Consider the following 24,668-nt stretch of genomic DNA (forward strand, 5'->3'; position numbering starts at 1 on the left):
ATCTCCTTAATTTTATTAGGGGATTTTCCCCAGACAACTTCATTCTATCACTTTTAAAAAACTTTGTCACGAATATGCCTTATAGTTCTCAATGTAAACGTTTTAGTGGTTTAGAGGCTGAAATAGATGGGAATTTATGGTATAATGTTGTTACTTACTAATTGTGAAATGAGGCATTTATTAATGCAGGATAAAAATTTAGTGAATGTCAATCTGACAAAGGAGATGAAGACGAGCTTTATCGATTACGCCATGAGTGTTATCGTAGCCCGGGCTCTTCCTGATGTTCGAGATGGCTTGAAACCTGTTCACCGTCGCATTCTCTACGGAATGAATGAATTGGGTGTTACTCCAGACAAACCTCATAAAAAATCTGCTCGTATTACAGGGGATGTCATGGGTAAATACCACCCTCATGGAGATTCCTCTATCTATGAAGCCATGGTCCGTATGGCTCAATGGTGGAGTTACCGTTACATGCTTGTAGATGGGCATGGAAACTTTGGTTCCATGGATGGAGATGGTGCTGCCGCTCAGCGTTATACTGAGGCACGTATGAGCAAGATTGCTCTAGAAATGCTTCGAGATATCAATAAGAATACAGTTGATTTCGTCGATAACTATGATGCCAATGAACGTGAACCCTTGGTCTTGCCTGCACGTTTTCCAAACCTTTTGGTCAATGGAGCAACTGGTATTGCCGTTGGGATGGCTACCAATATTCCGCCTCATAACCTGGGTGAAACCATTGATGCAGTGAAGTTGGTCATGGACAATCCTGAAGTGACTACCAAGGACTTGATGGAAGTCTTGCCTGGTCCAGATTTTCCAACAGGTGCCCTTGTCATGGGGAAATCAGGCATTCATAAGGCTTATGAAACAGGTAAAGGTTCTATTGTTCTTCGTTCTCGTACTGAAATTGAAGAAACTAAGACTGGCCGTGAGCGCATCGTTGTAACAGAATTTCCATACATGGTCAACAAAACCAAGGTGCATGAGCATATTGTTCGCCTAGTTCAGGAAAAACGCATTGAGGGGATCACAGCAGTACGTGATGAGTCAAACCGTGAAGGTGTTCGATTTGTTATCGAAGTTAAGCGTGATGCCTCAGCCAATGTTATCCTTAATAATCTCTTCAAGATGACCCAGATGCAAACCAACTTTGGTTTCAATATGTTAGCGATTCAAAATGGTGTACCGAAGATTTTATCTCTTCGTCAGATTTTGGATGCTTATATCGAACACCAAAAAGAAGTGGTTGTTCGTCGAACACGTTTTGATAAGGAAAAAGCGGAAGCGCGTGCGCATATCTTAGAAGGTCTCTTGATTGCGCTAGACCATATCGATGAAGTGATTCGTATCATCCGTGCTAGTGAAACAGACGCAGAAGCACAAGCTGAGTTGATGAGTAAATTTAAGCTTTCTGAACGTCAAAGTCAGGCCATCCTTGATATGCGTCTTCGTCGTTTGACAGGTTTGGAACGCGATAAGATTCAATCTGAGTATGATGACCTCTTGGCTCTGATTGCGGATTTGGCGGATATTCTTGCTAAGCCTGAACGTGTTTCTCAAATTATCAAAGACGAATTGGATGAAGTTAAACGTAAATTTTCTGATAAACGCCGTACAGAGTTGATGGTCGGTGAAGTCTTGAGTCTTGAAGATGAAGATTTGATTGAAGAATCGGATGTCTTGATTACCCTTTCTAACAAGGGATACATTAAACGTTTGGACCAAGCTGAGTTTACTGCTCAAAAACGTGGTGGCCGCGGTGTTCAAGGTACAGGCGTTAAGGATGACGATTTTGTCCGAGAGTTAGTGTCAACTAGCACTCATGATCACCTGCTCTTTTTCACAAATAAAGGACGAGTTTATCGTTTGAAAGGCTATGAAATTCCTGAGTATGGTCGAACTGCCAAAGGGCTACCAGTAGTCAATCTCTTGAAATTGGATGAAGACGAAAGTATTCAGACGGTTATCAATGTTGAGTCTGATCGCAGTGATGATGCTTATCTCTTCTTTACAACCCGTCACGGTATTGTGAAGAGAACCAGTGTTAAGGAATTTGCTAACATTCGCCAGAATGGTCTCAAGGCTTTGAACCTCAAGGATGAAGATGAGTTAATCAATGTCTTATTGACAGAAGAAGATACGGATATTATCATTGGTACCAAGTTTGGTTATGCAGTTCGCTTTAATCAATCAGCCGTTCGCGGCATGAGTCGTATCGCCACAGGTGTGAAAGGTGTTAACCTTCGTGAAGGAGATACAGTTGTTGGTGCCAGCTTGATTACTGATCAAGATGAGGTTCTTATTATCACAGAAAAAGGATATGGTAAGCGTACAGTCGCTACTGAATACCCAACTAAAGGTCGTGGTGGTAAGGGAATGCAGACAGCTAAAATTACCGAAAAAAATGGCTTGCTGGCCGGTCTTATGACTGTTCAAGGGGATGAGGATGTGATGATTATCACTGATACAGGTGTCATGATTCGAACCAATCTTGCCAATATTTCACAAACAGGACGCGCAACTATGGGAGTTAAAGTAATGCGCCTGGATCAAGATGCTCAGATAGTGACCTTCACAACGGTTGCAGCGGCAGAAAAAGAAGAAGTTGGGACAGAAAATGAAACAGAAGGTGAAGCATAATGTCTCAAAAAAATAATAAAAAGAAAAACAAACGAAAAAATCTGCTGACAAATATCCTAGCAGGATTTCTGATATTACTGTCACTGGCTTTGATTTTTAATGCGCAAATTCGAAATATTTTCATGGTCTGGAATACCAATAAGTATCAAGTTAGCCAGGTATCAAAAGAAAAAATAGAAGAAAATCAGGATACAGAAGGAAATTTTGATTTTGATTCGGTCAAAGCGATCTCTTCGGAAGCTGTTCTAGCTTCTCAATGGGATGCTCAAAAATTACCAGTTATTGGGGGAATTGCAATTCCTGAATTGGAAATGAATTTGCCGATTTTTAAAGGACTTGATAATGTTAATCTCTTCTACGGCGCTGGTACAATGAAACGCGAGCAAGTAATGGGAGAAGGAAATTATAGTCTAGCTAGTCACCATATCTTTGGTGTTGATAATGCTAATAAAATGTTATTTTCTCCTTTGGATAACGCTAAAAATGGTATGAAGATTTATCTAACCGATAAAAATAAAGTTTATACCTATGAAATCCGTGAAGTCAAACGTGTGACACCGGATCGTGTTGATGAGGTTGATGATAGAGATGGGATCAATGAAATCACATTAGTAACTTGTGAAGACCTTGCTGCTACAGAACGTATTATTGTAAAAGGTGATTTGAAAGAAACAAAAGATTATTCACAAACATCTGATGAAATCCTAACAGCTTTCAATCAACCGTATAAACAATTTTATTAGTACAAATCAGTGAAATCATGGATTTCACTGATTTTTTAAGATTTTCATAAAAATAAACTTTTATGAAATACAGAAAACGCTTCCTAAAACCGAAAGTTTGTGATATAATTATCAAGAAAAAAGATTTAGGAGTTTATTATGGTTTCTTCAGAATTTATCTCAAAGATTGAATTTGCTTGCAAGAAGAAAGAAAGTCTTTATAGTCAAAGCAAATTTAAGTATGCGATTCGTTCTATGTTCGCAGGTGCATTTTTAACCTTCAGTACTGCTGCAGGTGCAGTTGGGGCTGACTTGATTAATAAAATGGCGCCAGGTAGTGGACGCTTCCTCTTCCCCTTTGTCTTTGCTTGGGGATTGGCCTACATTGTTTTCTTGAATGCCGAGTTGGTAACATCAAACATGATGTTCTTGACTGCAGGTAGTTTCTTGAAAAAAATCTCTTGGAGAAAAACAGCTGAGATTTTACTTTACTGTACCTTGTTCAACCTTATCGGAGCCTTGATAGCAGGTTGGGGCTTTGCTCATTCGGCAGCCTATGCGAATCTGACACACGATAGTTTCATTTCAGGTGTTGTTGAGATGAAGTTAGGCCGCTCAAATGAATTGGTCTTGCTTGAGGCGATTTTGGCAAATATTTTCGTAAATATTGCGATTCTTTCATTTGTTTTGGTCAAAGATGGTGGTGCCAAACTTTGGCTTGTGTTGTCAGCTATTTACATGTTTGTATTCTTAACAAACGAGCACATTGCGGCGAACTTTGCTTCTTTCGCGATTGTGAAATTCAGTGTTGCTGCTGACTCAATTGCTAATTTCGGTGTTGGAAATATGCTTCGCCACTGGGGTGTAACCTTCGTTGGAAACTTTATCGGAGGAGGCCTCTTGATGGGTCTTCCATATGCCTTCCTCAATAAAAATGAAGATACTTATGTAGATTAAGGAAATGAGCACGATTGATTCGTGCTTTTTTCGATTTTGTAAGAAGTAATAGCCACTCCTTATATCAAAATATAGAAAAGAGGTATTAGTCAAGATAGGTCGATAGTGCTACAATATCCTTAATCAAACTATATGGAGGTCGCCTTATGACTCGTGATTTTAAATTTGAAACATTACAATTGCATGCTGGTCAAGTTGTGGATCCAGCTACCAAGTCTCGTGCAGTACCGATTTATCAGACTACATCCTTTGTTTTTGATGACACGCAGGAAGGTGCCGATTTGTTTGCCTTGAGAAAACCAGGGAACATTTATACTCGTATCACTAACCCTACAACAGCTGCCTTTGAAGAAAGAATTGCAGCTCTCGAAGGTGGTGTTGGAGCTCTTGCAACCGCATCAGGTATGGCTGCAGTGACTTATACGATTTTGGCACTTGCCCATGCTGGTGACCATGTTGTAGCAGCATCAACTATTTACGGTGGAACCTTCAATCTCTTGAAAGAAACCCTTCCTCGTTATGGTATCACAACAACCTTTGTCGATGTGGATAATTTGGAGGAAGTAGAAGAAGCTATCAATGACAATACCAAGCTTGTCTTGATTGAAACCTTGGGCAATCCCTTGATTAACATTCCTGACTTGGAAAAATTGGCTGAGATTGCTCATAAACACCAGATTCCACTAGTTTCGGATAATACCTTTGCAACACCTTATTTGATTAACGTTTTTTCTCACGGTGTAGATATTGCTATTCACTCTGCGACTAAGTTTATCGGTGGGCATGGTACGACTATTGGTGGAGTGATTGTCGATAGCGGTCGTTTTGACTGGGCGGCTTCAGGGAAATTCCCTCAATTTGTTGACGAGGATCCAAGTTATCACAACTTGAGCTATACTCGTGATGTGGGTGCGGCTGCCTTTATTATCGCTGTTCGTGTTCAATTGCTCCGTGATACAGGTGCAGCCTTGTCACCATTTAATGCCTTTCTCTTGCTTCAAGGACTTGAAACCCTTTCACTTCGTGTGGAACGTCATGTGCAAAATGCTGAGAAAATTGTTGATTTCCTTGTCAACCATCCTAAGGTAGAAAAAGTCAACTATCCAAAATTGGCAGATAGTCCTTATCATGCCTTGGCTGAGAAATATCTTCCTAAAGGTGTGGGTTCAATCTTTACCTTCCATGTCAAAGGTGGGGAGGTAGAAGCACGTAAGGTAATTGATCATTTAGAAATCTTTTCTGACCTTGCAAACGTGGCAGATGCTAAATCGCTTGTTGTCCATCCAGCAACAACTACTCACGGTCAATTGTCAGAAAAAGACCTAGAAGCAGCAGGTGTCACACCAAACCAAATTCGTTTGTCAATCGGACTTGAAAATGTAGATGATTTGATCGAAGATTTGCGCTTGGCCTTGGAAAAAATTTAAAGTAAAAGAAGATAAACAGTGGGTTTCGACTCGCTGTTTTTGATTTTTTCTCAGGCATGATATAATGGTTAAAGAAGTCTAGAAAGAGGAACGTTATGAACGAAATCAAATGCCCCAACTGTGGGGAAGTCTTTACAGTAAATGAAAGTCAGTATGCTGAACTTTTATCCCAAGTGAGAACGGCAGAGTTTGATAAGGAATTGCACAATCGGATGAAGCAGGAACTGGCCTTGGCTGAGCAAAAAGCCATGAATGAGCAACAGTCTAAACTAGCTCAAAAAGACCAAGAAATCGCTCAATTGCAGAGTCAAATCCAAAACTTTGATACAGAAAAAGAATTGGCCAAGAAAGAGGTTGAACAGACAAGTCATCAGGCCTTATTGGCTAAGGATAAGGAAGTACAGGCCTTGGAAAACCAATTGGCTACCTTGCGTTTGGAGCATGAAAACCAACTGCAAAAGACTCTTTCTGACTTAGAAAAAGAACGGGATCAGGTTAAAAACCAGCTTCTTTTACAAGAAAAAGAAAACGAGCTTTCTCTTGCTTCAGTTAAGCAAAACTACGAAGCCCAGCTCAAGGCAGTAAGTGAACAAGTCGAATTTTATAAGAATTTCAAAGCCCAACAATCCACAAAAGCCATCGGGGAAAGTTTGGAACACTATGCGGAAAGTGAGTTTAACAAGGTCCGTAGTTTTGCCTTCCCAAATGCCTACTTTGAAAAGGATAACAAGGTTTCTGCGCGTGGGTCTAAGGGGGACTTTATCTTCCGTGAATGTGATGAAAATGGGGTCGAAATCATTTCCATTATGTTTGAGATGAAAAATGAAGCGGACGGGACAGAGAAGAAGCACAAGAATGCGGATTTCTACAAGGAATTAGACAAGGACCGTCGGGAGAAGAACTGTGAGTATGCAGTTTTGGTGACTATGCTTGAGGCTGATAACGACTACTTTAACACAGGGATTGTTGACGTCAGCCACGAGTATGAAAAGATGTATGTTGTTCGCCCTCAGTTCTTTATTCAGTTGATTGGGCTTTTGCGAAATGCGGCGCTTAATTCTTTGAAATACAAGCAGGAGTTGGCCTTAGTTCGGGAGCAAAATATCGACATTACTCATTTTGAAGAAGACTTGGATGCCTTTAAACTAGCCTTTGCTAAAAACTATAATTCAGCTTCGACCAACTTTGGTAAGGCAATCGATGAAATTGACAAGGCCATCAAGCGGATGGAAGAGGTCAAGAAGTTCCTAACCACATCCGAAAACCAACTCCGTCTTGCAAACAATAAATTGGAAGATGTTTCGGTTAAAAAATTGACCCGGAAAAATCCAACCATGAAAGCGAAATTTGAGGCACTGAAGGGGGAGTAGAAAGCAAAAATGAACGGTATTATCAATTTAAAAAAAGAAGCGGGGATGACCTCGCATGATGCGGTTTTTAAACTGCGTAAGATTTTGGGAACCAAGAAAATTGGTCATGGTGGGACCTTAGATCCGGATGTAGTGGGTGTTCTGCCCATTGCGGTTGGCAAGGCGACACGCATGGTCGAGTTTATGCAGGACGAGGGCAAGGTCTATGAGGGGGAAATCACTCTTGGCTATTCCACAACGACTGAGGATGCCAGTGGGGAAGTGGTCGCTGAGACACCCGTTCTGTCGCCCTTGGATGAAAAGCTTGTCGATGAAGCAATCGCTAGTTTGACTGGGTCTATTAGTCAGATTCCACCTATGTATTCGGCTGTTAAGGTCAATGGTCGTAAGCTCTATGAGTATGCGCGTGCAGGTCAGGAAGTGGAGCGTTCAGAACGTCAGGTGACCATTTATCAATTTGAGCGGACAAGTCCGATTTCTTATGAGGGGAATCTAGCACGCTTTACTTTTCGTGTAAAATGTAGCAAGGGGACTTACATCCGTACCTTATCGGTTGACTTGGGAGAAAAATTGGGCTATGCGGCTCATATGTCACATCTGACACGGACTAGTGCAGCAGGTTTGCAACTGGAGGATGCTCTTACTTTGGAAGAAATTGCTGAAAAAGTAGAGGTTGGGCAATTAGATTTTCTCCATCCTTTAGAGATTGGGACAGGTGACCTTGTCAAAGTTTTCCTAAGTCCAGAAGAGGCTACAGAAGTGCGCTTTGGTCGTTTTATCGAACTCGAACAAACAGAACAAGAACTGGCTGCCTTTGAAGGCAATCAATTGCTAGCTATTTTAGAAAAAAGGGACAATCTCTATAAGCCAAGGAAGGTTTTTATCTAATCTAACTGGAGTGTGGGGATGGAATTCTTCCCCTTGACTATCCAAATCAGACTATAAATTTTGCTAAAAATGTGATAGAATAGACGACGGATAAAAAAACGGAGGATAGCATGCAAAATAGACCAATCATTATCGGAGTGACAGGTGGTTCTGGTGGTGGTAAGACCAGTGTTTCAAGAGCCATTTTATCGCATTTTCCTGATGAAAAGATTTCCATGATTGAGCATGATTCATACTACAAGGATCAGTCTCATTTGACCTTTGAAGAGCGTGTCAAAACCAACTACGACCATCCTTTTGCCTTTGATACAGACTTGATGATTGAGCAGATTAAGGAATTGTTGGCAGGGCGTCCGGTGGACATCCCGACTTATGACTATACAGAGCATACACGAAGTAACAAGACCTATCGTCAGGAGCCTCAAGATGTCTTTATCGTTGAGGGGATTTTGGTCTTGGAGGACAAGCGTCTGCGTGATTTGATGGATATCAAGATTTTTGTGGATACGGATGATGATGTGCGCATTATTCGTCGTATCAAGCGCGATATGGAAGAGCGTGGCCGTAGCCTTGATAGCGTTATTGACCAGTATCTAGGTGTGGTCAAACCCATGTACCACCAGTTTATCGAGCCAACCAAGCGGTATGCTGATATTGTCATTCCTGAAGGGGTTAGCAATACAGTGGCTATCGATCTTTTGACAACCAAGATTGCAAAGATTTTGGAAGAAGCTCGAAACAGCAAATAAACAGATGAATTAGATTTAAGTAAATTTATTGTATATGTATTAAGTTTGGAAAATAAATAATCAAAAGAAACTAAGTTTTCTCTAAATCGTTCTAAGAAAGAGTGAGTAATATGAACAAAAACTCAGTAAAATTTGGATTAGCAAGCGCATGCTTAACTTCTGCTATCTTATTTGGGGTACATACAGTTGAAGCCTCTGACCAATCTTCAAACATTCAACAAAACGAGTCTGATAGTTATGGCAAGGATTTAACTACGTATAAGGCAGAAACAACAAAATATGAATTAGATAAGAAAGCATATGAAGCAGAACTTAAAGCCTACAATGAAAGTGTGGCTAAATATGAAGCAGATAAGGCTGAATACGATAGAGCTGTTTTAGCAAATAAAGAACTTACTACCAAATATGAAGCTGATAAAGCAGCCTATGAAAAAGCAAAAGCTGAATATGACAAAGTGTTATCTACAAATAAAGAGACACTTACAAAATACGAAAGTGACCTTTCGGAATACAATAAACAAAAAGCTGAGGCGGACAAGGTAAAAGCTGAATACGAAAAACTTAAAGCTGAGTGGGACGCTAAAAAAGCACAATATGAAAAAGATAAAGCGGCCTATGATAAAGCTCAAACTGACTATAATATAGCCAAAGCTGATTATGACGCTAAACTCGCAACATACAATACAAAACTTGCAGAATACAATAAACAAGTTAAATCTAATGAAGCTGCTGATAAAATTGAAAACGATAAACGTAGAGCAGAATATAACGAAAAATTGAAAAAATTCGAAGAAGAATCGAAGAAACCAGGTCGTTTTGCAAGCGAAGAAAAAAACTATTTGATTTTCGTTAAAGAACCAAATGCTAAAATCAGCATAGAAGTTAAAGATACTGGTGATACTGGTGCTTTAGCAATGTTGAAATATACTCAGAAAGACGGAAGTTTTTGGAAACTAAATCATAAAAAGTTGAGTAGCGACCAATTATCAGATGAAGCATTAGCAAAAAATAATTTGACAGATAAGATCATCAAACGATGGGATGAAACAGTAACAGGTTATCGAGAATACGGCAAAGACCCACATATCACCACATATCCTGTCATTGCCAAAAAAGATAGACCGTTTACCGTGACTTACACAAACTTAGAGAACACCACATACGATAAGAAAAAAGTCACACGTATTGATTATGAATACACTGTCTTAGAGACTGGTAGTTCTGTTGATACAATGCAAATTTCTCCTGCCTACGATCCAACTATTTCAGTATCAATCTATGGTGATTTCAGAAAACATGGATATAGTACAAGAGTTCGTATGAAACCAACTCTATATCTTGAAGATGGAACGAAAGTGATTCCAACAAAAGAAAAACCAGTTATGTTTGCAGTGAGTTCTATGAATACAGGATGGCATGGTTATAGTGACCATTCGTATTATTTCGCAGACAATAAGGATATGTTTAAGGAATTCTATGGGAAATCAGGAGTTTATGACGAATACTTAAATGACGAATTTAAGAAACTGTATAACGTAGACCTCGAAACAGCATCAAAACCCGGCGGATTATTGAGTGACCCTTCCAAACGTCAAGAGTGGAATACAAAAAAAGCAGAATTGAAAACAGCATACGTAAAAGATGAAGAAGAGTACAAAAAAGATGGTTTCAAAAAAGTCAAAGATTATATGACTAACAAATATGGATCCAATGTGAATACATGGCCTAGTACCTATCGTGAAATTGTGTATGCTATTCATAATGCTTCATTTATCAAATTGAATGAATCTTTTGTCTATAAACATGATGATGGATTTTATGCCGATAAAACATTAGATGAAATTAACAGTGGAAACCCGGTATGGGATAACCAAGAATCACCTTACAAATACAAAGGTGCAGGTGTTATAAAAGTGACAGAAGATGGCTTCTATTTGGAATTTGGTGCAACTGTCCCATTCACTCAATTATTCGGAATCAACACGGCTATTGTTGACGAATATATTGATGTGAAACCGAAACTAGAATTGGTTGAAACACCAAAACCAACGCCACCAACGAAACCAGTTGAACCAAAACAACCAGAACTTAAAGAACCAACACCATTAGGAGTTGCTCCAAAAGAACCAAACAAGTTCGATAAAGAAAAACCAGTGAAACCTGACTTGAAAGAACCAAAAGCTCCAACCCCACCGGTTAAGCCTGACTTGAAAGAACCAACGCCACCAACGAGACCAGTGGAGCCACCAAAAGAGGAGACACCAGTAAAACCAGTGGAACCGCCAAAAGTGGAGAAACCAGCAAAACCAGTGGAACCGCCAAAAGTGGAGAAACCAACAGAACCGGTTGAGCCACCAAAAATGGTGAAACCAACAAAACAAGTTGAGCCACCAAAAGAGGAAAAACCAACATTGCCACGTACGGGGAGTGCGTCGGACATGAGTATGACTGTGGTTGGGTTATTAACAACTTTAGCATCATTCTTTGTGTTTACTAAACGTAAAGATGAAAGTAACAAATAGTTATCAAGGTTTTGTCGAAAAGATTTAAGCAGAAGGCAAAAGTTCACTTTTAAAATATCAAAAAAACGAGTATATCCGTAATGGGAGATACTCGTTTTCTTATGCCATAAGCTGTCAGATATTTGTTGTAAACCTATTATTTATTTTTCTCTCATCATGGTACATAAATGGAGATTTTTAGGCATATTTTTGGTATAATAATACCCATGAAAGAGCAAGAAAATGAGTAGTAGGTGGAGATGGAAAAGTATTTATCGGTAACAACTTTGACCAAGTATCTGAAAATGAAATTCGATAAAGACCCTTACTTGGAACGGGTCTATTTAACTGGTCAAGTTTCCAACTTTCGTAAACGACCTACTCACCAATATTTCTCCCTAAAAGATGACCATGCAGTTATTCAAGCGACCATCTGGTCTGGGATTTATCAGAAATTAGGCTTCGATCTGGAAGAAGGAATGAAGATCAATGTGATTGGGCGTGTTCAGGTTTATGAACCGAGTGGTAGCTACTCCATCATCATTGAAAAAGCTGAGCCTGATGGAGTTGGGGCGCTTGCGATTCAGTTTGAACAACTCAAGAAAAAATTGACAGAAGAAGGCCTGTTTCAAGAACGTTTCAAGCAACCTCTGCCCCAATTTTCTAAGAGAATTGGTGTAGTAACCAGTCGCAGTGGAGCCGTGATTCGAGATATTATCACGACCGTCAGCAGGCGCTTTCCAGGTGTCGACATTCTTCTCTATCCGACCAAGGTTCAAGGAGATGGAGCAGCAGAGGAAATTGCTCGTAATATTGCGCGTGCTAATCAACGAGACGATTTGGACTTGCTGATTATTGGTCGTGGTGGAGGTTCTATCGAGGATCTTTGGGCCTTTAACGAAGAAATTGTGGTACGAGCTATTTTTGAATCTCGTTTGCCAGTTATCTCTAGTGTAGGGCATGAGACAGATGTGACTTTAGCAGATTTTGTGGCAGATCGCCGCGCTGCAACGCCAACAGCAGCTGCTGAGCTAGCAACACCTGTGACCAAGTTGGATGTATTAGCTCATTTGCAGAATCAGGAAAAACGGATGGCAACAGCAGTCCGAAATGTCCTATCTAAGAAACAAGAAGCTTTGAAAAAATGCAGTCAGTCAGTTATCTTTAGACAGCCAGAGCGCTTGTATGATGGTTATTTGCAACGCTTGGATCAACTGCAACTGCGCTTAAAACAAAGTTTGCGAACACGGATTTCTGATAACAAACAGATAGTACAAGCAAGGGCGCATCGACTGGTGCAACTATCACCTGTTACCAAAATTCAACGCTATCAAGACCGTTTAGGCCAGTTGGACAAGCTCTTACGTAGCCAAATGGCTTTGGTTTATGATGCCAAGGTTGCTGAGGTCAAGCGACTTTCAGAAGCCCTGCTCATGTTGGATACCAGTCGAATTGTGGCGCGTGGTTATGCTATTGTCAAAAAAGAAGAGTCCGTAGTTGATTCGGTTGAGAGTTTGAAGAAAAAAGACCAAGTGACGCTTTTGATGCGAGATGGTCAAGTAGAATTAGAGGTTAAAGATGTCAAAACAAAAGAAATTTGAGGAAAATCTAGCAGAACTGGAAACCATTGTCCAAAGTTTGGAAAATGGTGAAATTGCTCTGGAAGATGCGATTACTGCCTTTCAAAAGGGCATGGTCTTGTCAAAAGAGCTCCAAGCGACGCTGGACAAGGCTGAAAAGACCTTGGTCAAGGTCATGCAAGAAGACGGAACAGAAAGTGATTTTGAATGAAGAAGCAAGAAAAATTAGCTCTTGTCGAGTCAGCCTTGGAAGATTTTTATGGAGACCAGCAGTTTGCCTTTAGTTTGCGAGAGTCTGTTCTCTATTCCATTCATGCTGGTGGCAAGCGTATTCGGCCTTTTCTTCTGTTAGAACTTCTGGAAGCCTTGCAAGTTGTCATCCAACCAGCTCATGCTCAGGTGGCTGCAGCCTTGGAAATGATTCATACAGGGAGCTTAATTCACGATGATCTTCCTGCCATGGATGATGATGATTACCGTCGGGGACGTTTGACCAATCATAAGAAATTTGGCGAAGCAATGGCAATTTTGGCTGGAGATGCTTTATTCCTAGATCCCTATGCCTTGATTGCGCAGGCAGATTTGCCAAGTCAGATCAAGGTGGACTTGATTGCCAACTTATCGCTTGCTTCAGGAAGTCTGGGCATGGTGGCAGGGCAGGTTTTGGATATGGAGGGAGAACGCCAACATTTGTCTTTGGAAGAGCTCCAGACTATTCATGCTAATAAGACTGGAAAATTACTAGCCTATCCCTTTCAAGCGGCTGCTATTATAGCCGAATTGGTACCTGAGATGCAGGTGAAGCTGAAAACGGTTGGTGAATTGATTGGGCTTGCTTTTCAAGTTCGAGATGATGTACTGGATGTGACCGCCAGTTTTGAGGAAATCGGTAAGACACCACAAAAGGACTTGCAGGCAGAAAAGTCAACCTATCCTGCCTTGTTGGGCTTGGAAGAGGCAATTGCCTTTTGTAACCAAACCTTGGATCAAGCAAATGCAAAATTGGAAGAAATTACCCAGCAGGTTCCCTTTGAAATAGAATCGATTGTGAAAGTAGTAGAAAGTTTGAGAATCAATGGCTAAGGAAAGAGTGGATGTACTAGCTTATAAACAGGGCTTGTTTGAAACGAGAGAGCAGGCCAAGCGTGGTGTAATGGCTGGTCTAGTCGTAGCAGTCCTGAATGGAGAACGGTTTGACAAGCCAGGAGAGAAAATTCCAGATGACACCGAGCTAAAACTCAAGGGTGAAAAACTCAAGTATGTCAGCCGTGGTGGCTTGAAATTAGAAAAGGCCTTGCAGGTATTTGATTTGTCAGTTGATGGAGCGACCACGATTGATATCGGTGCTTCTACTGGAGGTTTTACCGATGTCATGTTGCAGAATGGTGCCGAGTTGGTCTTTGCAGTTGATGTTGGTACCAATCAATTGGCTTGGAAATTACGCCAAGACCCACGAGTTGTCAGTATGGAGCAGTTCAATTTTCGCTATGCTGAAAAGACTGATTTCGAGCAGGAACCGATCTTTGCCAGTATTGATGTGAGTTTCATTTCCCTCAGTCTGATTCTTCCGGCCTTGCATCGTGTCTTGGCCGATCAAGGTCAGGTTGTGGCTCTAGTTAAGCCTCAGTTTGAGGCAGGACGTGAGCAGATTGGGAAAAATGGAATTATTCGAGATGCCAAGGTTCACCAAAATGTCCTTGAATCTGTCACAGCTATGGCAGTAGAGGAAGGCTTTTCAGTCCTTGGTTTGGATTTTTCTCCCATCCAAGGTGGACATGGAAATATTGAGTTTTTAGCGTATTTGAAAAAAGAAGAGTCAGCAAGCAATCAGGTTCTTGCTGAGATTGAAGAAGTAGTAGAGAGGGCGCATAGTCAATTTAAAAATGAATAAAAAAGAGAGACTTGAAAAAATTAGACGATTTGTGACAGATTATCAAATCGGTACACAAGAAGAAATCGTAGAACATTTGAAAGAGGCTGGCATCACTGCCACTCAGGCAACGGTATCCCGAGATATCAAAGAGCTAGGTATTGTCAAAATTCCTTTGAGAGACAACACCTATGTCTATGAATTGCCAAAATCAATCGTAAAAAGTTTGCAACTGGCTGAAGACAATATCGAATCGGCAGACTTGATGGACAAGATGATCAATCTTCAAGTTATTCCAGGAAATACGGCTTTTGTAAAAGCTCAGTTAACCGAGACTTTTGCGGACAAGATTTTTAGCTGTTTGGCTGATGATAGCTCGATTTTAGTCATTGCCAGAAGTGAAAGTCTAGCTGAGGAAATCTTTGAACAAGTAAAAAATTGGTAGGTCTATATGTTACTTGAAATTTCGATAAAAAACTTTGCGATTATTGAGGCTATTTCCCTCCATTTTGAAAAGGGGATGACTGTTCTGACTGGTGAAACGGGTGCAGGGAAGTCGATTATCATTGATGCCATGAATATGATGTTGGGAGCTCGTGCGACGACAGATGTTATTCGTCATGGTGCACCAAAGGCAGAGATTGAGGGGCTTTTCTCCGTTGAAAATAGTCGCCTTTTACAGGAAATTTTTGATGAGCAAGGTTTGGAAATGGGGGATGAAATTATCATCCGTCGGGAAATCTTGCAAAATGGTCGGAGTATCAGTCGTGTCAATGGCCAGATGGTCAATCTGTCTGTTTTGCGTGCTATTGGGCAACATCTGGTGGATATACATGGTCAGCATGACCAAGAAGAGTTAATGCGTCCCCAACTTCATATCCAGATGTTGGATGAATTTGGCGATGTGGCTTTTTGGGACTTGAAAGAAACCTATCAAATGAGTTTTGATGCCTACCGTAAAATGCGTAAGCAGGTTCTGGAAGTCAAGAAAAACCAACAGGAACACAAGTCTCGTATTGAAATGTTGGAATTTCAAATGGCAGAGATTGAGGCGGCAAACTTGCAAGCAGGTGAAGACCTGGCTCTCAATCAAGAGCGAGAGAAGCTTCTTAACCATAAAAATATTGCGGATACCCTAACCAGTGCCTACAGTATGTTGGACAATGAAGAGTTTTCAAGTCTGGCCAATGTTCGTTCAGCCATGAATGACATGGAAAGTGTCGAAGAGTACGACCCGGAATACCGTGAAATTTCAAGCTCTCTGTCTGAGACCTACTATGTCTTAGAAGATATTAGCAAGCGTCTGGAAGCTATTATTGAGGACCTTGATTTTGACGGCAATCGTCTCATGCAGGTTGAAAATCGTTTGGATCTCCTTCATACTATTACCCGTAAGTACGGTGGGACTGTTGACGATGTCTTGCTTTATTTTGCCAAAATTACGGAAGAATACAATCTATTGACAGGCAATAACCTTTCTTCTGAGGACATGGAAGCAGAGCTTAAGAAGTTGGAAGTTAATCTTGTTGATTTGGCAGGTCAGCTTGCATCTGCTCGTCATGACTTAGCTCAGCAGCTTGAAGCTGAGATTAAACAAGAACTGCAAGATCTTTATATGGAGAAAGCCCAGTTTCAGGTTCGTTTTAGCAAGGGCAAATTCAGTCGTGAGGGAAATGAAATGGTTGAGTTTTACATTTCAACCAATCCTGGCGAAGACTTTAAACCCTTGGTTAAGGTTGCGTCTGGTGGGGAATTATCCCGTCTCATGCTAGCCATTAAGTCTGCCTTTTCACGTAAAGAAGGCAAGACAAGTATTGTCTTTGATGAAGTGGATACGGGAGTTTCAGGCCGTGTAGCTCAGGCTATTGCACAGAAGATTCACAAGATTGGCCAACATGGTCAGGTTCTAGCTATCTCCCACTTGCCACAAGTGATTGCGATTGCGGATTATCAATTCTTTATTGAAAAGATTAGCAATGAGCATTCAACGGTTTCGACTGTTCGTCTATTGACGGTTGAAGAGCGAGTAGAGGAAGTTGCCAAGATGTTGGCAGGTGATGATGTGACGGAAGCAGCCCTGACGCAAGCTAGAGAATTGTTGAGAAACAGGGAGAAATAAGATGACAGACTATTATGTAATTGGAGATGTTCATGGAAAAGCTGGGATGCTAGAAGACCTTCTCAAAACATGGGATGGTCAGACTCAGTTGCTCTTTCTAGGGGACTTGATTGACCGCGGTGAGGATAGTCGCCGTGTCCTAGAGATGGTTAAGGACTTGGTCGATAATCAAGGGGCTATCTGTTTGTCAGGAAATCACGAGTATATGTTTTTGACTTGGCTCGATGACCCAGAAGAAAGCTATGATCACTATCGTCGCAATGGTGGAGATACAACCATTAACTCTATCCTAGGTCGTCCCTTGGATGCACCGGTTGATGGAGTTGAGGATGCCAAGCGTGTTGCTACTGAAGCAGCAGACTTGGTCGAATTTATTCGTCAAATGCCTTTTGTGGTAGAGACAGATAAGTATATCTTTGTTCACGCAGGTATTGATTTGACCTTGGACGACTGGCATGAAACCACAGATTATAAGAAAGTCTGGCTTAGAAAACCATTCCACGAAGCAGAAAATCATACTGGAAAAACCATTGTCTTTGGTCACACACCAGTTTATGGTTTGTTAAAGCAAGAGCGTGGTACTGCTGAGCTTTGGACAACAGAAGATGGCAAGATTGGGATGGACGGAGGAGCTGTCTATGGTGGTGTCCTTCACGGAATTGTCTTTACAGACCAAGGAATGACAGAACACCACTTTATCGAAAATGACGGCTTTGTCGCTGAAGATTAGTACTCCTAGCAGGGTATGGTCTTGTCAAAATGTCAAAAACAATTTATAATAAATAGATACCCTGAAAGGAAGAGAATCATGAACTTAGAAGAATTGAAAAAACGACAGGAGAAGATCCGTAACTTCTCTGTTATCGCCCATATTGACCACGGGAAATCAACTCTAGCAGACCGCATTTTGGAAAAAACAGAGACCGTTTCAAGCCGTGAAATGCAGGCCCAGCTTTTGGATAGCATGGATTTAGAGCGAGAACGTGGGATTACCATTAAACTCAATGCCATCGAGCTGAATTATACTGCAAAAGATGGGGAAACTTATATTTTCCACTTGATTGACACGCCGGGGCACGTAGACTTTACCTATGAAGTTTCACGTTCGCTAGCTGCCTGTGAGGGAGCGATTTTGGTGGTCGATGCCGCTCAAGGTATTGAGGCTCAAACCCTTGCCAACGTTTATCTAGCCTTGGACAATGATTTGGAAATCATGCCAGTCATTAACAAAATTGACCTACCTGCTGCAGATCCTGAGCGCGTGCGTACTGAGATTGAGGATGTCATTGGTTTGGATGCCAGTGAAGCAGTATTGGCTTCTGCCAAGGCTGGTATCGGTATCGAAGAAATCCTCGAGCAAATTGTAGAAAAAGTACCAGCGCCAACAGGTGATGTGACGGCGCCACTTAAGGCCTTGATTTTCGACTCTGTTTACGATGCCTACCGTGGGGTTATTCTCCAAGTGCGTGTCATGGATGGGGTGGTTAAACCTGGAGATAAGATTCAGCTTATGAGCAATGGTAAGACCTTTGATGTGACAGAAGTTGGTATTTTTACTCCGAAAGCAGTTGGTCGTGATTTCCTTGCGACTGGTGATGTTGGTTATATTGCAGCTTCTATTAAGACGGTTCAGGATACTCGTGTGGGTGATACCGTTACCTTGGCAACCAATCCTGCGGCAGAGCCATTACATGGTTACAAGCAGATGAATCCTATGGTCTTTGCGGGTCTCTATCCTATCGAGTCAAACAAGTACAATGACCTACGTGAAGCGCTTGAAAAATTGCAACTGAATGACGCTAGTCTTCAGTTTGAACCAGAAACATCTCAGGCACTTGGATTTGGTTTCCGTTGTGGTTTCCTTGGACTTCTCCATATGGATGTTATCCAAGAACGTTTGGAACGTGAGTTCAATATCGATCTCATCATGACAGCTCCATCTGTTATCTATAAGGTTAATCAAACCGACGGTGAGTCAATGGATGTGTCTAACCCATCTGAATTTCCAGACCCAACTAAGATTGCGACCATTGAAGAGCCTTATGTTAAGGCGCAAATCATGGTACCACAGGAGTTTGTTGGAGCAGTGATGGAGCTAGCTCAGCGTAAGCGTGGGGACTTTGTGACTATGGACTATATTGATGACAATCGTGTCAATGTTATCTATCAAATTCCACTTGCTGAAATCGTCTTTGACTTCTTTGATAAGCTTAAGTCTTCGACACGTGGTTATGCAAGCTTTGACTACGAATTGTCAGAGTATCGTCCATCTAAGCTGGTGAAAATGGATATTCTTCTCAATGGAGACAAGGTGGATGCCCTCAGCTTTATCGTTCACAAGGACTTTGCTTACGAACGTGGGAAACTCATCGTTGATAAGCTCAAGAAAATTATTCCTCGTCAACAATTCGAGGTACCAATCCAAGCAGCAATTGGACACAAAATTGTGGCTCGTACTGATATCAAGGCCCTTCGTAAGAACGTACTTGCTAAATGTTATGGTGGTGACGTTTCTCGTAAGCGTAAACTCCTTGAAAAACAAAAAGCTGGTAAGAAACGTATGAAAGCTATTGGATCAGTTGAAGTCCCACAAGAAGCCTTCCTCAGCGTCTTGAGTATGGATGAAGAATAAGTTATCAGAAATGCCTTTCCTTGTTCACAGGAAAATTTATATAAGAATCAATAGTAAAGCAGGCTTTAATGGCCTGCTTTTTTAGTTTCTATACTCTTCGAAAATCTCTTCAAACCACGTCAGCGTCGCCTTGCCATAGATATGATCACTGACTTCGTCAGTTTCATCTACAACCTCAAAACCATGTTTTGAGCTGACTTAGTCAGTCTTATCTATAACCTCAAAACTGTGTTTTGAGCAACCTGAGGCTAGCTTCCTAGTTTGCTCTTTGATTTTCATTGAGTATTAGAACAGAAAAAATGCTTGGAGTATTTGTTTGTGTGTTTATTTTTATATAACAAACTATAAACACAACAAAAATATAAAAAAAGAGACAAAAATCAACAGAAAACTATTGACAACGATTTCATATAGTGTTATACTTATGGCATAAAGTTAATGGAAAGAAGGGAAAACCTTATGGGATTAGATCATTTCTTTGACAAAAACCTTGTGTTTTGCTTAGAAGCGGATAATCAAGAACATCTCTTTGATCAGGTTGCAACTTTATTGGAAGAACGAGAAATCGTAACTCCGACCTATCGTGAAGCCTTGATCACGCGTGAAAAGTCATTTCCAACTGGCTTAGATATGGAATTTTTAGGTAAGGATTTGCCGAATGTAGCTATTCCTCACACAGATATTGTTCATAATCTGGCTGAAAAAGTTGTGGTCGTTCGATTAGAGAAACCGGTGACTTTCCATAATATGATTGCGCCAGATAAGGAAGTAGAAGTATCCTTGCTCTTCTTTATCATCAATAACTCGAGTTCAAGTCAAACGAATATTCTTGCTCAGTTGATGGACTTCTTTACTGGAAATGGTCATCTTGAAGACCTATCAAAGATTTCTGAACCAGAAGCCCTCTATGCTTATATCGCTGAAGCAATCGCTTAATCTTGTCTATTAAAAATATTAAATCGGAGGAGATCCATATGATTAAAATTCTTGCTGCCTGCGGTGCAGGTGTTAACTCAAGCCACCAAATTAAAAGTGCTCTTGAAGAAGAACTTTCAAACCGTGGTTTTGATGTTCACTGTGATGCAGTCATGGTCAAAGACGTTAACGAAGATCTTATCAAAGGTTATGACATCTTCACACCAATTGCTGCGACAGACCTTGGTTTTGACCCAGGTATTCCAGTTATCGAAGCTGGACCAATCTTATTCCGTATCCCAGCTATGAGTGCTCCAGTATATGATAATATTGAAGCAGCCATTAAAGAACACGGGTTAAGCTAATTCTAATTTGTTAACATTCATATAACATAAAAAAGGGAGGAACTGTTATGGATGCAATCTTTGACCTAATCGGAAAGGTTTTCAATCCCATCTTAGATATGGGTGGACCTGTCATCATGTTAATCATTTTGACAGTATTGGCTCTACTTTTTGGAGTGAAATTCTCCAAAGCGCTTGAAGGTGGTATCAAACTTGCCATCGCTCTTACAGGTATCGGTGCCATCATCGGTATGCTAAACACTGCTTTCTCAGCATCACTAGCAAAATTCGTTGAAAATACTGGTATTCAATTGAGTATTACCGACGTTGGTTGGGCACCACTTGCTACAATCACTTGGGGTTCTGCTTGGACACTATACTTCTTGCTCATCATGTTGATTGTCAACATAGTGATGCTTGCTATGAAGAAAACAGATACACTTGACGTCGATATCTTTGATATCTGGCACTTGTCTATCACAGGTCTTTTGATTAAATGGTATGCAGATAACAACGGTGTGAGTCAAGGGGTTTCACTCTTTATTGCTACAGTAGCTATCGTCCTTGTTGGTGTGTTGAAAATTATCAACTCTGACTTGATGAAACCTACATTTGATGACCTTCTTAACGCTCCAAGTTCATCACCAATGACATCAACTCACATGAACTACATGATGAACCCAGTTATCATGGTTTTGGATAAGATTTTTGAAAAATTCTTCCCAGGTCTTGATAAATATGACTTTGATGCTGCTAAATTGAACAAGAAAATTGGTTTCTGGGGTTCTAAATTCTTTATCGGTTTCATCCTTGGTATTGTAATCGGTATTATGGGAACTCCACATCCAATTGCAGGAGTTGAAGATGCAGATAAATGGCGTCTTGTTATCAGAGGATGGTTGTCTCTTGGTTTGACTGCCGGTGTATCTTTGGAACTCTTCTCACTTATCGGTTCATGGTTCATCGCAGCCGTAGAACCACTATCACAAGGTATTACAAACGTTGCTACTAAACGTCTTCAAGGACGTAAATTCAACATCGGTCTTGACTGGCCATTCATCGCTGGTCGTGCTGAAATCTGGGCTTGTGCCAACGTACTTGCTCCAATTATGTTGGTTGAAGCGGTGCTTCTTTCAAAAGTCGGAAATGGTATCTTGCCACTTGCAGGTATCATCGCTATGGGTGTTACTCCAGCTCTCTTGGTTGTAACTCGTGGTAAATTGCTCCGTATGATCATCTTTGGAACACTCTTGTTGCCACTCTTCCTTCTTTCAGGTACACTTATCGCACCATTTGCAACAGAACTTGCTAAAGGTGTAGGTGCCTTCCCAGCAGGTGTGAGTGAAACTCAATTGATCACTCACTCAACTCTTGAAGGACCAATCGAAAAACTTCTTGGTTGGACAATTGGTAACACTACAACTGGTGATATCAAAGCAATCCTTGGTGCAGTAGTCTTCCTTGTATTCTATATCGGTATCTTTGCTTGGTACAGAAAACAAATGATTAAACGTAATGAAGAGTATGCAGCAAAAGCAAAATAATGCGCTCCTATAAAATGTAAGCTCAATGAAAATCAAAGAGCAAACTAGAAAGCGAGTCGCAGGTTGCTCAAAATACAGTTTTGAGGTTGTAGATAAGACTGACGAAGTCAGTGACCATATCTACGGCAAGGCGACGCTGACGAAGTTTGAATTGGATTTTCGCAGAGTGTAAATTGTTGAAACTAGGTTGTCATACCTTCTAGGAGTGACAGCCTAGTTTTTTATAAACTATCAAGAAATCGGAGAAAATAATGGTAATTGAATTAAAATCAGAACAATTAAGAGTTCAATTTAACAGTTTTGGTGGGGCTCTTTCTTCTATAAAAGATGCTGAGGGACTGGAGTATTTGTGGCAAGGGGATGCTACTTATTGGAGTGGACAAGCTCCTGTTCTCTTTCCCATTTGTGGTTCATTGAGAGAAGATACAGCCTTCTATATAGATGATAAGGGACAAGAAAGTAAAGGAAAGATTCCTCGTCATGGTTTGGTTCGCAAGAAAGAATTTGAATTAGTTGAACAGACAGACAAGAGTGTAACTTTTGCAATTGAAGACGATGAGAATAGCTATCAAAACTATCCTTATCATTTCCGCCTAGAAATCACTTATATCCTTACTGACAAGACAGTACGGACTCAATACAAGATTTTCAATAAAGAAACTAGCAAGGTCATGCCTTACTTTATTGGTGGACATCCAGGCTTTAATTGTCCCTTACTGGATGATGAGATCTATGAAGATTACTATTTAGAGTTTGAGGAAGAAGAGACTTGCTCTGTTCCACGTCCTTTCCCAGAAACAGGTATGTTGGATTTCCAAGATAGAAGTCCATGGCTAGATGGTCAAAAAGAATTAGACCTCAGCTATGATCTTTTCAGCACAGATGCAGTGACTTTGGATGAATTGCAATCTCGAACAATTGCCCTTCGTTCTCGTAAACATGATAAGGGATTGAAAGTGCACTTTGCAGAGTTTCCAAACCTCATCATCTGGTCAACTTTGAACAAGGGACCTTTCATTGCCTTTGAACCATGGTCTGGCTTGTCAACATCCCTTGAAGAAGGAGATCATTTAGAAGATAAGAAGAATGTTCGTCTCTTAGAAGCCAATCAGGTTGAAGAAATAGGGTTTGAGATAGAAGTTTTATAAAAAAGTAAAAAATAAATAACAAAAACAAACACAAACTGTTGACTTTTTCAAACAATAGTAGTATATTATGTTTGTGAGGACTAATTGACTGTTTTTTAAAGACAGCCAATACACTGCTGGAATCCAGCATAGAAAAAATAAAAAGGAGTATACAATATGTCTATTGTTATCGGTGCAGATGCTGCAGGTTTGAGATTGAAAGAAGTTGTGAAAGACTTCTTGGAAAAAGAAAATTTCCACGTTGTGGATGTTACAGCTGAAGGTCAAGACTTTGTTGATGTGACTCTCGCTGTTGCTGCAGAAGTAAACAAAGAAGAACAAAACCTTGGTATCGTAATTGATGCCTATGGAGCTGGTCCATTTATGGTCGCAACAAAAATCAAAGGAATGGTTGCTGCAGAAGTATCTGACGAACGTTCAGCTTATATGACTCGTGGCCACAACAACTCACGTATGATCACTATGGGTGCACAACTTGTTGGTGATGAATTGGCTAAAAACATCGCTAAAGGATTTGTTAACGGTAAATACGATGGTGGACGTCACCAGATTCGGGTCGACATGTTGAACAAAATGTGCTAATACTCTTCAAAAATCAAGATAATCTGTTGTCAGCTCACTTTAGCTAACCTCAGTTATGCTTGCAGCTCGCTTCCTAAGCTAATCTTGATTTTTTTTGAGTAGGGATAAATGATATTAGATTTATATAATTAATCGGAGGGAATAACTAATGAGAATTGCAATTGGATGTGACCACATCGTAACAGATGAAAAAATGGCGGTTTCAGAATTTTTGAAATCAAAAGGATATGAAGTCATTGACTTTGGTACATATGACCATACACGTACTCACTACCCAATCTTTGGTAAAAAAGTTGGTGAAGCCGTAACTAGCGGTCAAGCTGATCTTGGGGTATGTATCTGTGGTACTGGTGTTGGTATCAACAACGCTGTAAATAAAGTTCCAGGTGTCCGTTCTGCCTTGGTTCGTGATATGACAACAGCCCTTTATGCTAAAGAACAATTGAACGCTAACGTTATCGGCTTTGGTGGTAAGATTACTGGTGAATTGCTCATGTGTGATATCATCGAAGCTTTCATCCATGCTGAATACAAACCATCTGAAGAAAACAAGAAATTGATTGCGAAAATTGAACACGTCGAAAGCCACAATGCTCAACAAACAGATGCAAACTTCTTCACGGAATTCCTTGAAAAATGGGATCGCGGAGAATACCACGATTAAGAGG

General features: G+C 40.6%; 23 protein-coding genes. All 23 read left to right on the forward strand.

What is annotated here, in order from left to right; translation table 11 throughout:
- The first annotated feature begins 183 nt into the window (after positions 1-183).
- The gene (gyrA, locus tag ACLV7Q_RS04310) at positions 184-2,652 is read left to right on the forward strand and encodes a DNA gyrase subunit A (protein WP_218757741.1); all 2,469 of its coding nucleotides are present in this window, start codon (positions 184-186) and stop codon (positions 2,650-2,652) included.
- On the forward strand, positions 2,652-3,395 hold the full coding sequence (srtA, locus tag ACLV7Q_RS04315; protein ID WP_218757742.1) for a sortase SrtA: 744 nt from the start codon (positions 2,652-2,654) through the stop codon (positions 3,393-3,395). The genes gyrA and srtA overlap by 1 nt, the downstream gene beginning before the upstream one ends.
- Before the next feature lie 138 nt (positions 3,396-3,533).
- On the forward strand, positions 3,534-4,331 hold the full coding sequence (locus tag ACLV7Q_RS04320; RefSeq protein WP_218757743.1) for a formate/nitrite transporter family protein: 798 nt from the start codon (positions 3,534-3,536) through the stop codon (positions 4,329-4,331).
- 146 nt (positions 4,332-4,477) lie between these two features.
- Positions 4,478-5,758, forward strand: a complete 1,281-nt coding sequence (locus ACLV7Q_RS04325; protein WP_218757744.1) for an O-acetylhomoserine aminocarboxypropyltransferase/cysteine synthase family protein — start codon at positions 4,478-4,480, stop codon at positions 5,756-5,758.
- Between the two features lie 95 nt (positions 5,759-5,853).
- Positions 5,854-7,128, forward strand: coding sequence for a DUF2130 domain-containing protein (locus ACLV7Q_RS04330; protein WP_218757745.1), 1,275 nt, complete (start codon positions 5,854-5,856; stop codon positions 7,126-7,128).
- Positions 7,129-7,137: 9 nt separating this feature from the next.
- The gene (truB, locus tag ACLV7Q_RS04335) at positions 7,138-8,016 is read left to right on the forward strand and encodes a tRNA pseudouridine(55) synthase TruB (RefSeq protein ID WP_218757746.1); all 879 of its coding nucleotides are present in this window, start codon (positions 7,138-7,140) and stop codon (positions 8,014-8,016) included.
- Positions 8,017-8,126: 110 nt separating this feature from the next.
- A complete protein-coding gene (gene udk / locus ACLV7Q_RS04340) occupies positions 8,127-8,765 on the forward strand; it encodes a uridine kinase (RefSeq protein ID WP_102210182.1) in 639 nt (212 codons plus the stop codon).
- Between the two features lie 110 nt (positions 8,766-8,875).
- Complete coding sequence (locus ACLV7Q_RS04345; protein WP_218757747.1) at positions 8,876-11,287, forward strand: GbpC/Spa domain-containing protein; 2,412 nt, start codon at positions 8,876-8,878, stop codon at positions 11,285-11,287.
- 239 nt (positions 11,288-11,526) lie between these two features.
- Positions 11,527-12,867, forward strand: coding sequence for an exodeoxyribonuclease VII large subunit (gene xseA / locus ACLV7Q_RS04350; RefSeq protein ID WP_218757748.1), 1,341 nt, complete (start codon positions 11,527-11,529; stop codon positions 12,865-12,867).
- A complete protein-coding gene (locus ACLV7Q_RS04355) occupies positions 12,845-13,057 on the forward strand; it encodes an exodeoxyribonuclease VII small subunit (RefSeq protein WP_000043230.1) in 213 nt (70 codons plus the stop codon). The genes xseA and ACLV7Q_RS04355 overlap by 23 nt, the downstream gene beginning before the upstream one ends.
- Positions 13,054-13,929, forward strand: a complete 876-nt coding sequence (locus tag ACLV7Q_RS04360; RefSeq protein WP_218757749.1) for a polyprenyl synthetase family protein — start codon at positions 13,054-13,056, stop codon at positions 13,927-13,929. The genes ACLV7Q_RS04355 and ACLV7Q_RS04360 overlap by 4 nt, the downstream gene beginning before the upstream one ends.
- The gene (locus ACLV7Q_RS04365; protein WP_176139164.1) at positions 13,922-14,737 is read left to right on the forward strand and encodes a TlyA family RNA methyltransferase; all 816 of its coding nucleotides are present in this window, start codon (positions 13,922-13,924) and stop codon (positions 14,735-14,737) included. Before ACLV7Q_RS04360 ends, ACLV7Q_RS04365 begins: the two co-directional genes overlap by 8 nt.
- Entirely contained in the window at positions 14,730-15,161 is a 432-nt protein-coding gene (locus ACLV7Q_RS04370) for an arginine repressor (RefSeq protein ID WP_101781983.1), read from the forward strand. Before ACLV7Q_RS04365 ends, ACLV7Q_RS04370 begins: the two co-directional genes overlap by 8 nt.
- Positions 15,162-15,167: 6 nt before the next feature.
- The gene (gene recN / locus ACLV7Q_RS04375) at positions 15,168-16,835 is read left to right on the forward strand and encodes a DNA repair protein RecN (protein ID WP_218757750.1); all 1,668 of its coding nucleotides are present in this window, start codon (positions 15,168-15,170) and stop codon (positions 16,833-16,835) included.
- Position 16,836: 1 nt separating this feature from the next.
- Positions 16,837-17,565, forward strand: coding sequence for a metallophosphoesterase family protein (locus ACLV7Q_RS04380; protein ID WP_000133350.1), 729 nt, complete (start codon positions 16,837-16,839; stop codon positions 17,563-17,565).
- Between the two features lie 78 nt (positions 17,566-17,643).
- Complete coding sequence (gene lepA, locus ACLV7Q_RS04385; RefSeq protein WP_218757751.1) at positions 17,644-19,467, forward strand: translation elongation factor 4; 1,824 nt, start codon at positions 17,644-17,646, stop codon at positions 19,465-19,467.
- 459 nt (positions 19,468-19,926) lie between these two features.
- Positions 19,927-20,403, forward strand: a complete 477-nt coding sequence (locus ACLV7Q_RS04390) for a PTS sugar transporter subunit IIA (protein ID WP_000521974.1) — start codon at positions 19,927-19,929, stop codon at positions 20,401-20,403.
- A 38-nt stretch (positions 20,404-20,441) separates the two neighbouring features.
- Positions 20,442-20,747, forward strand: a complete 306-nt coding sequence (locus ACLV7Q_RS04395) for a PTS sugar transporter subunit IIB (protein WP_173279762.1) — start codon at positions 20,442-20,444, stop codon at positions 20,745-20,747.
- Between the two features lie 47 nt (positions 20,748-20,794).
- On the forward strand, positions 20,795-22,270 hold the full coding sequence (locus ACLV7Q_RS04400) for a PTS galactitol transporter subunit IIC (RefSeq protein ID WP_218757752.1): 1,476 nt from the start codon (positions 20,795-20,797) through the stop codon (positions 22,268-22,270).
- A gap of 25 nt (positions 22,271-22,295) precedes the next feature.
- Entirely contained in the window at positions 22,296-22,442 is a 147-nt protein-coding gene (locus ACLV7Q_RS04405; protein WP_082242418.1) for a chlorohydrolase, read from the forward strand.
- Between the two features lie 79 nt (positions 22,443-22,521).
- A complete protein-coding gene (locus ACLV7Q_RS04410) occupies positions 22,522-23,418 on the forward strand; it encodes an aldose 1-epimerase family protein (RefSeq protein ID WP_218757753.1) in 897 nt (298 codons plus the stop codon).
- Between the two features lie 156 nt (positions 23,419-23,574).
- Positions 23,575-24,000, forward strand: coding sequence for a galactose-6-phosphate isomerase subunit LacA (lacA, locus tag ACLV7Q_RS04415; protein WP_000029277.1), 426 nt, complete (start codon positions 23,575-23,577; stop codon positions 23,998-24,000).
- A 148-nt stretch (positions 24,001-24,148) separates the two neighbouring features.
- Positions 24,149-24,664, forward strand: a complete 516-nt coding sequence (gene lacB, locus ACLV7Q_RS04420; protein ID WP_001216913.1) for a galactose-6-phosphate isomerase subunit LacB — start codon at positions 24,149-24,151, stop codon at positions 24,662-24,664.
- Positions 24,665-24,668: the final 4 nt, after the last annotated feature.

The sequence above is a fragment of the Streptococcus mitis genome, assembly GCF_965111725.1.
In the GTDB taxonomy this organism is placed as follows: domain Bacteria; phylum Bacillota; class Bacilli; order Lactobacillales; family Streptococcaceae; genus Streptococcus; species Streptococcus mitis_DV.

Bases quoted from the DNA above. Each gene is read 5' to 3' on its own strand.
- ACLV7Q_RS04360 (WP_218757749.1), top strand. From the start codon at position 13,054: ATGAAGAAGCAAGAAAAATTAGCTCTTGTCGAGTCAGCCTTGGAAGAT.
- lacA (WP_000029277.1), top strand. From the start codon at position 23,575: ATGTCTATTGTTATCGGTGCAGATGCTGCAGGTTTGAGATTGAAAGAA.
- truB (WP_218757746.1), top strand. From the start codon at position 7,138: ATGAACGGTATTATCAATTTAAAAAAAGAAGCGGGGATGACCTCGCAT.
- udk (WP_102210182.1), top strand. From the start codon at position 8,127: ATGCAAAATAGACCAATCATTATCGGAGTGACAGGTGGTTCTGGTGGT.
- lacB (WP_001216913.1), top strand. From the start codon at position 24,149: ATGAGAATTGCAATTGGATGTGACCACATCGTAACAGATGAAAAAATG.
- ACLV7Q_RS04410 (WP_218757753.1), top strand. From the start codon at position 22,522: ATGGTAATTGAATTAAAATCAGAACAATTAAGAGTTCAATTTAACAGT.
- ACLV7Q_RS04330 (WP_218757745.1), top strand. From the start codon at position 5,854: ATGAACGAAATCAAATGCCCCAACTGTGGGGAAGTCTTTACAGTAAAT.
- ACLV7Q_RS04405 (WP_082242418.1), top strand. From the start codon at position 22,296: ATGAAAATCAAAGAGCAAACTAGAAAGCGAGTCGCAGGTTGCTCAAAA.
- ACLV7Q_RS04320 (WP_218757743.1), top strand. From the start codon at position 3,534: ATGGTTTCTTCAGAATTTATCTCAAAGATTGAATTTGCTTGCAAGAAG.
- xseA (WP_218757748.1), top strand. From the start codon at position 11,527: ATGGAAAAGTATTTATCGGTAACAACTTTGACCAAGTATCTGAAAATG.
- ACLV7Q_RS04380 (WP_000133350.1), top strand. From the start codon at position 16,837: ATGACAGACTATTATGTAATTGGAGATGTTCATGGAAAAGCTGGGATG.
- ACLV7Q_RS04395 (WP_173279762.1), top strand. From the start codon at position 20,442: ATGATTAAAATTCTTGCTGCCTGCGGTGCAGGTGTTAACTCAAGCCAC.
- ACLV7Q_RS04400 (WP_218757752.1), top strand. From the start codon at position 20,795: ATGGATGCAATCTTTGACCTAATCGGAAAGGTTTTCAATCCCATCTTA.
- srtA (WP_218757742.1), top strand. From the start codon at position 2,652: ATGTCTCAAAAAAATAATAAAAAGAAAAACAAACGAAAAAATCTGCTG.
- ACLV7Q_RS04390 (WP_000521974.1), top strand. From the start codon at position 19,927: ATGGGATTAGATCATTTCTTTGACAAAAACCTTGTGTTTTGCTTAGAA.
- ACLV7Q_RS04325 (WP_218757744.1), top strand. From the start codon at position 4,478: ATGACTCGTGATTTTAAATTTGAAACATTACAATTGCATGCTGGTCAA.
- ACLV7Q_RS04370 (WP_101781983.1), top strand. From the start codon at position 14,730: ATGAATAAAAAAGAGAGACTTGAAAAAATTAGACGATTTGTGACAGAT.
- gyrA (WP_218757741.1), top strand. From the start codon at position 184: ATGCAGGATAAAAATTTAGTGAATGTCAATCTGACAAAGGAGATGAAG.
- recN (WP_218757750.1), top strand. From the start codon at position 15,168: ATGTTACTTGAAATTTCGATAAAAAACTTTGCGATTATTGAGGCTATT.
- ACLV7Q_RS04355 (WP_000043230.1), top strand. From the start codon at position 12,845: ATGTCAAAACAAAAGAAATTTGAGGAAAATCTAGCAGAACTGGAAACC.
- ACLV7Q_RS04345 (WP_218757747.1), top strand. From the start codon at position 8,876: ATGAACAAAAACTCAGTAAAATTTGGATTAGCAAGCGCATGCTTAACT.
- ACLV7Q_RS04365 (WP_176139164.1), top strand. From the start codon at position 13,922: ATGGCTAAGGAAAGAGTGGATGTACTAGCTTATAAACAGGGCTTGTTT.
- lepA (WP_218757751.1), top strand. From the start codon at position 17,644: ATGAACTTAGAAGAATTGAAAAAACGACAGGAGAAGATCCGTAACTTC.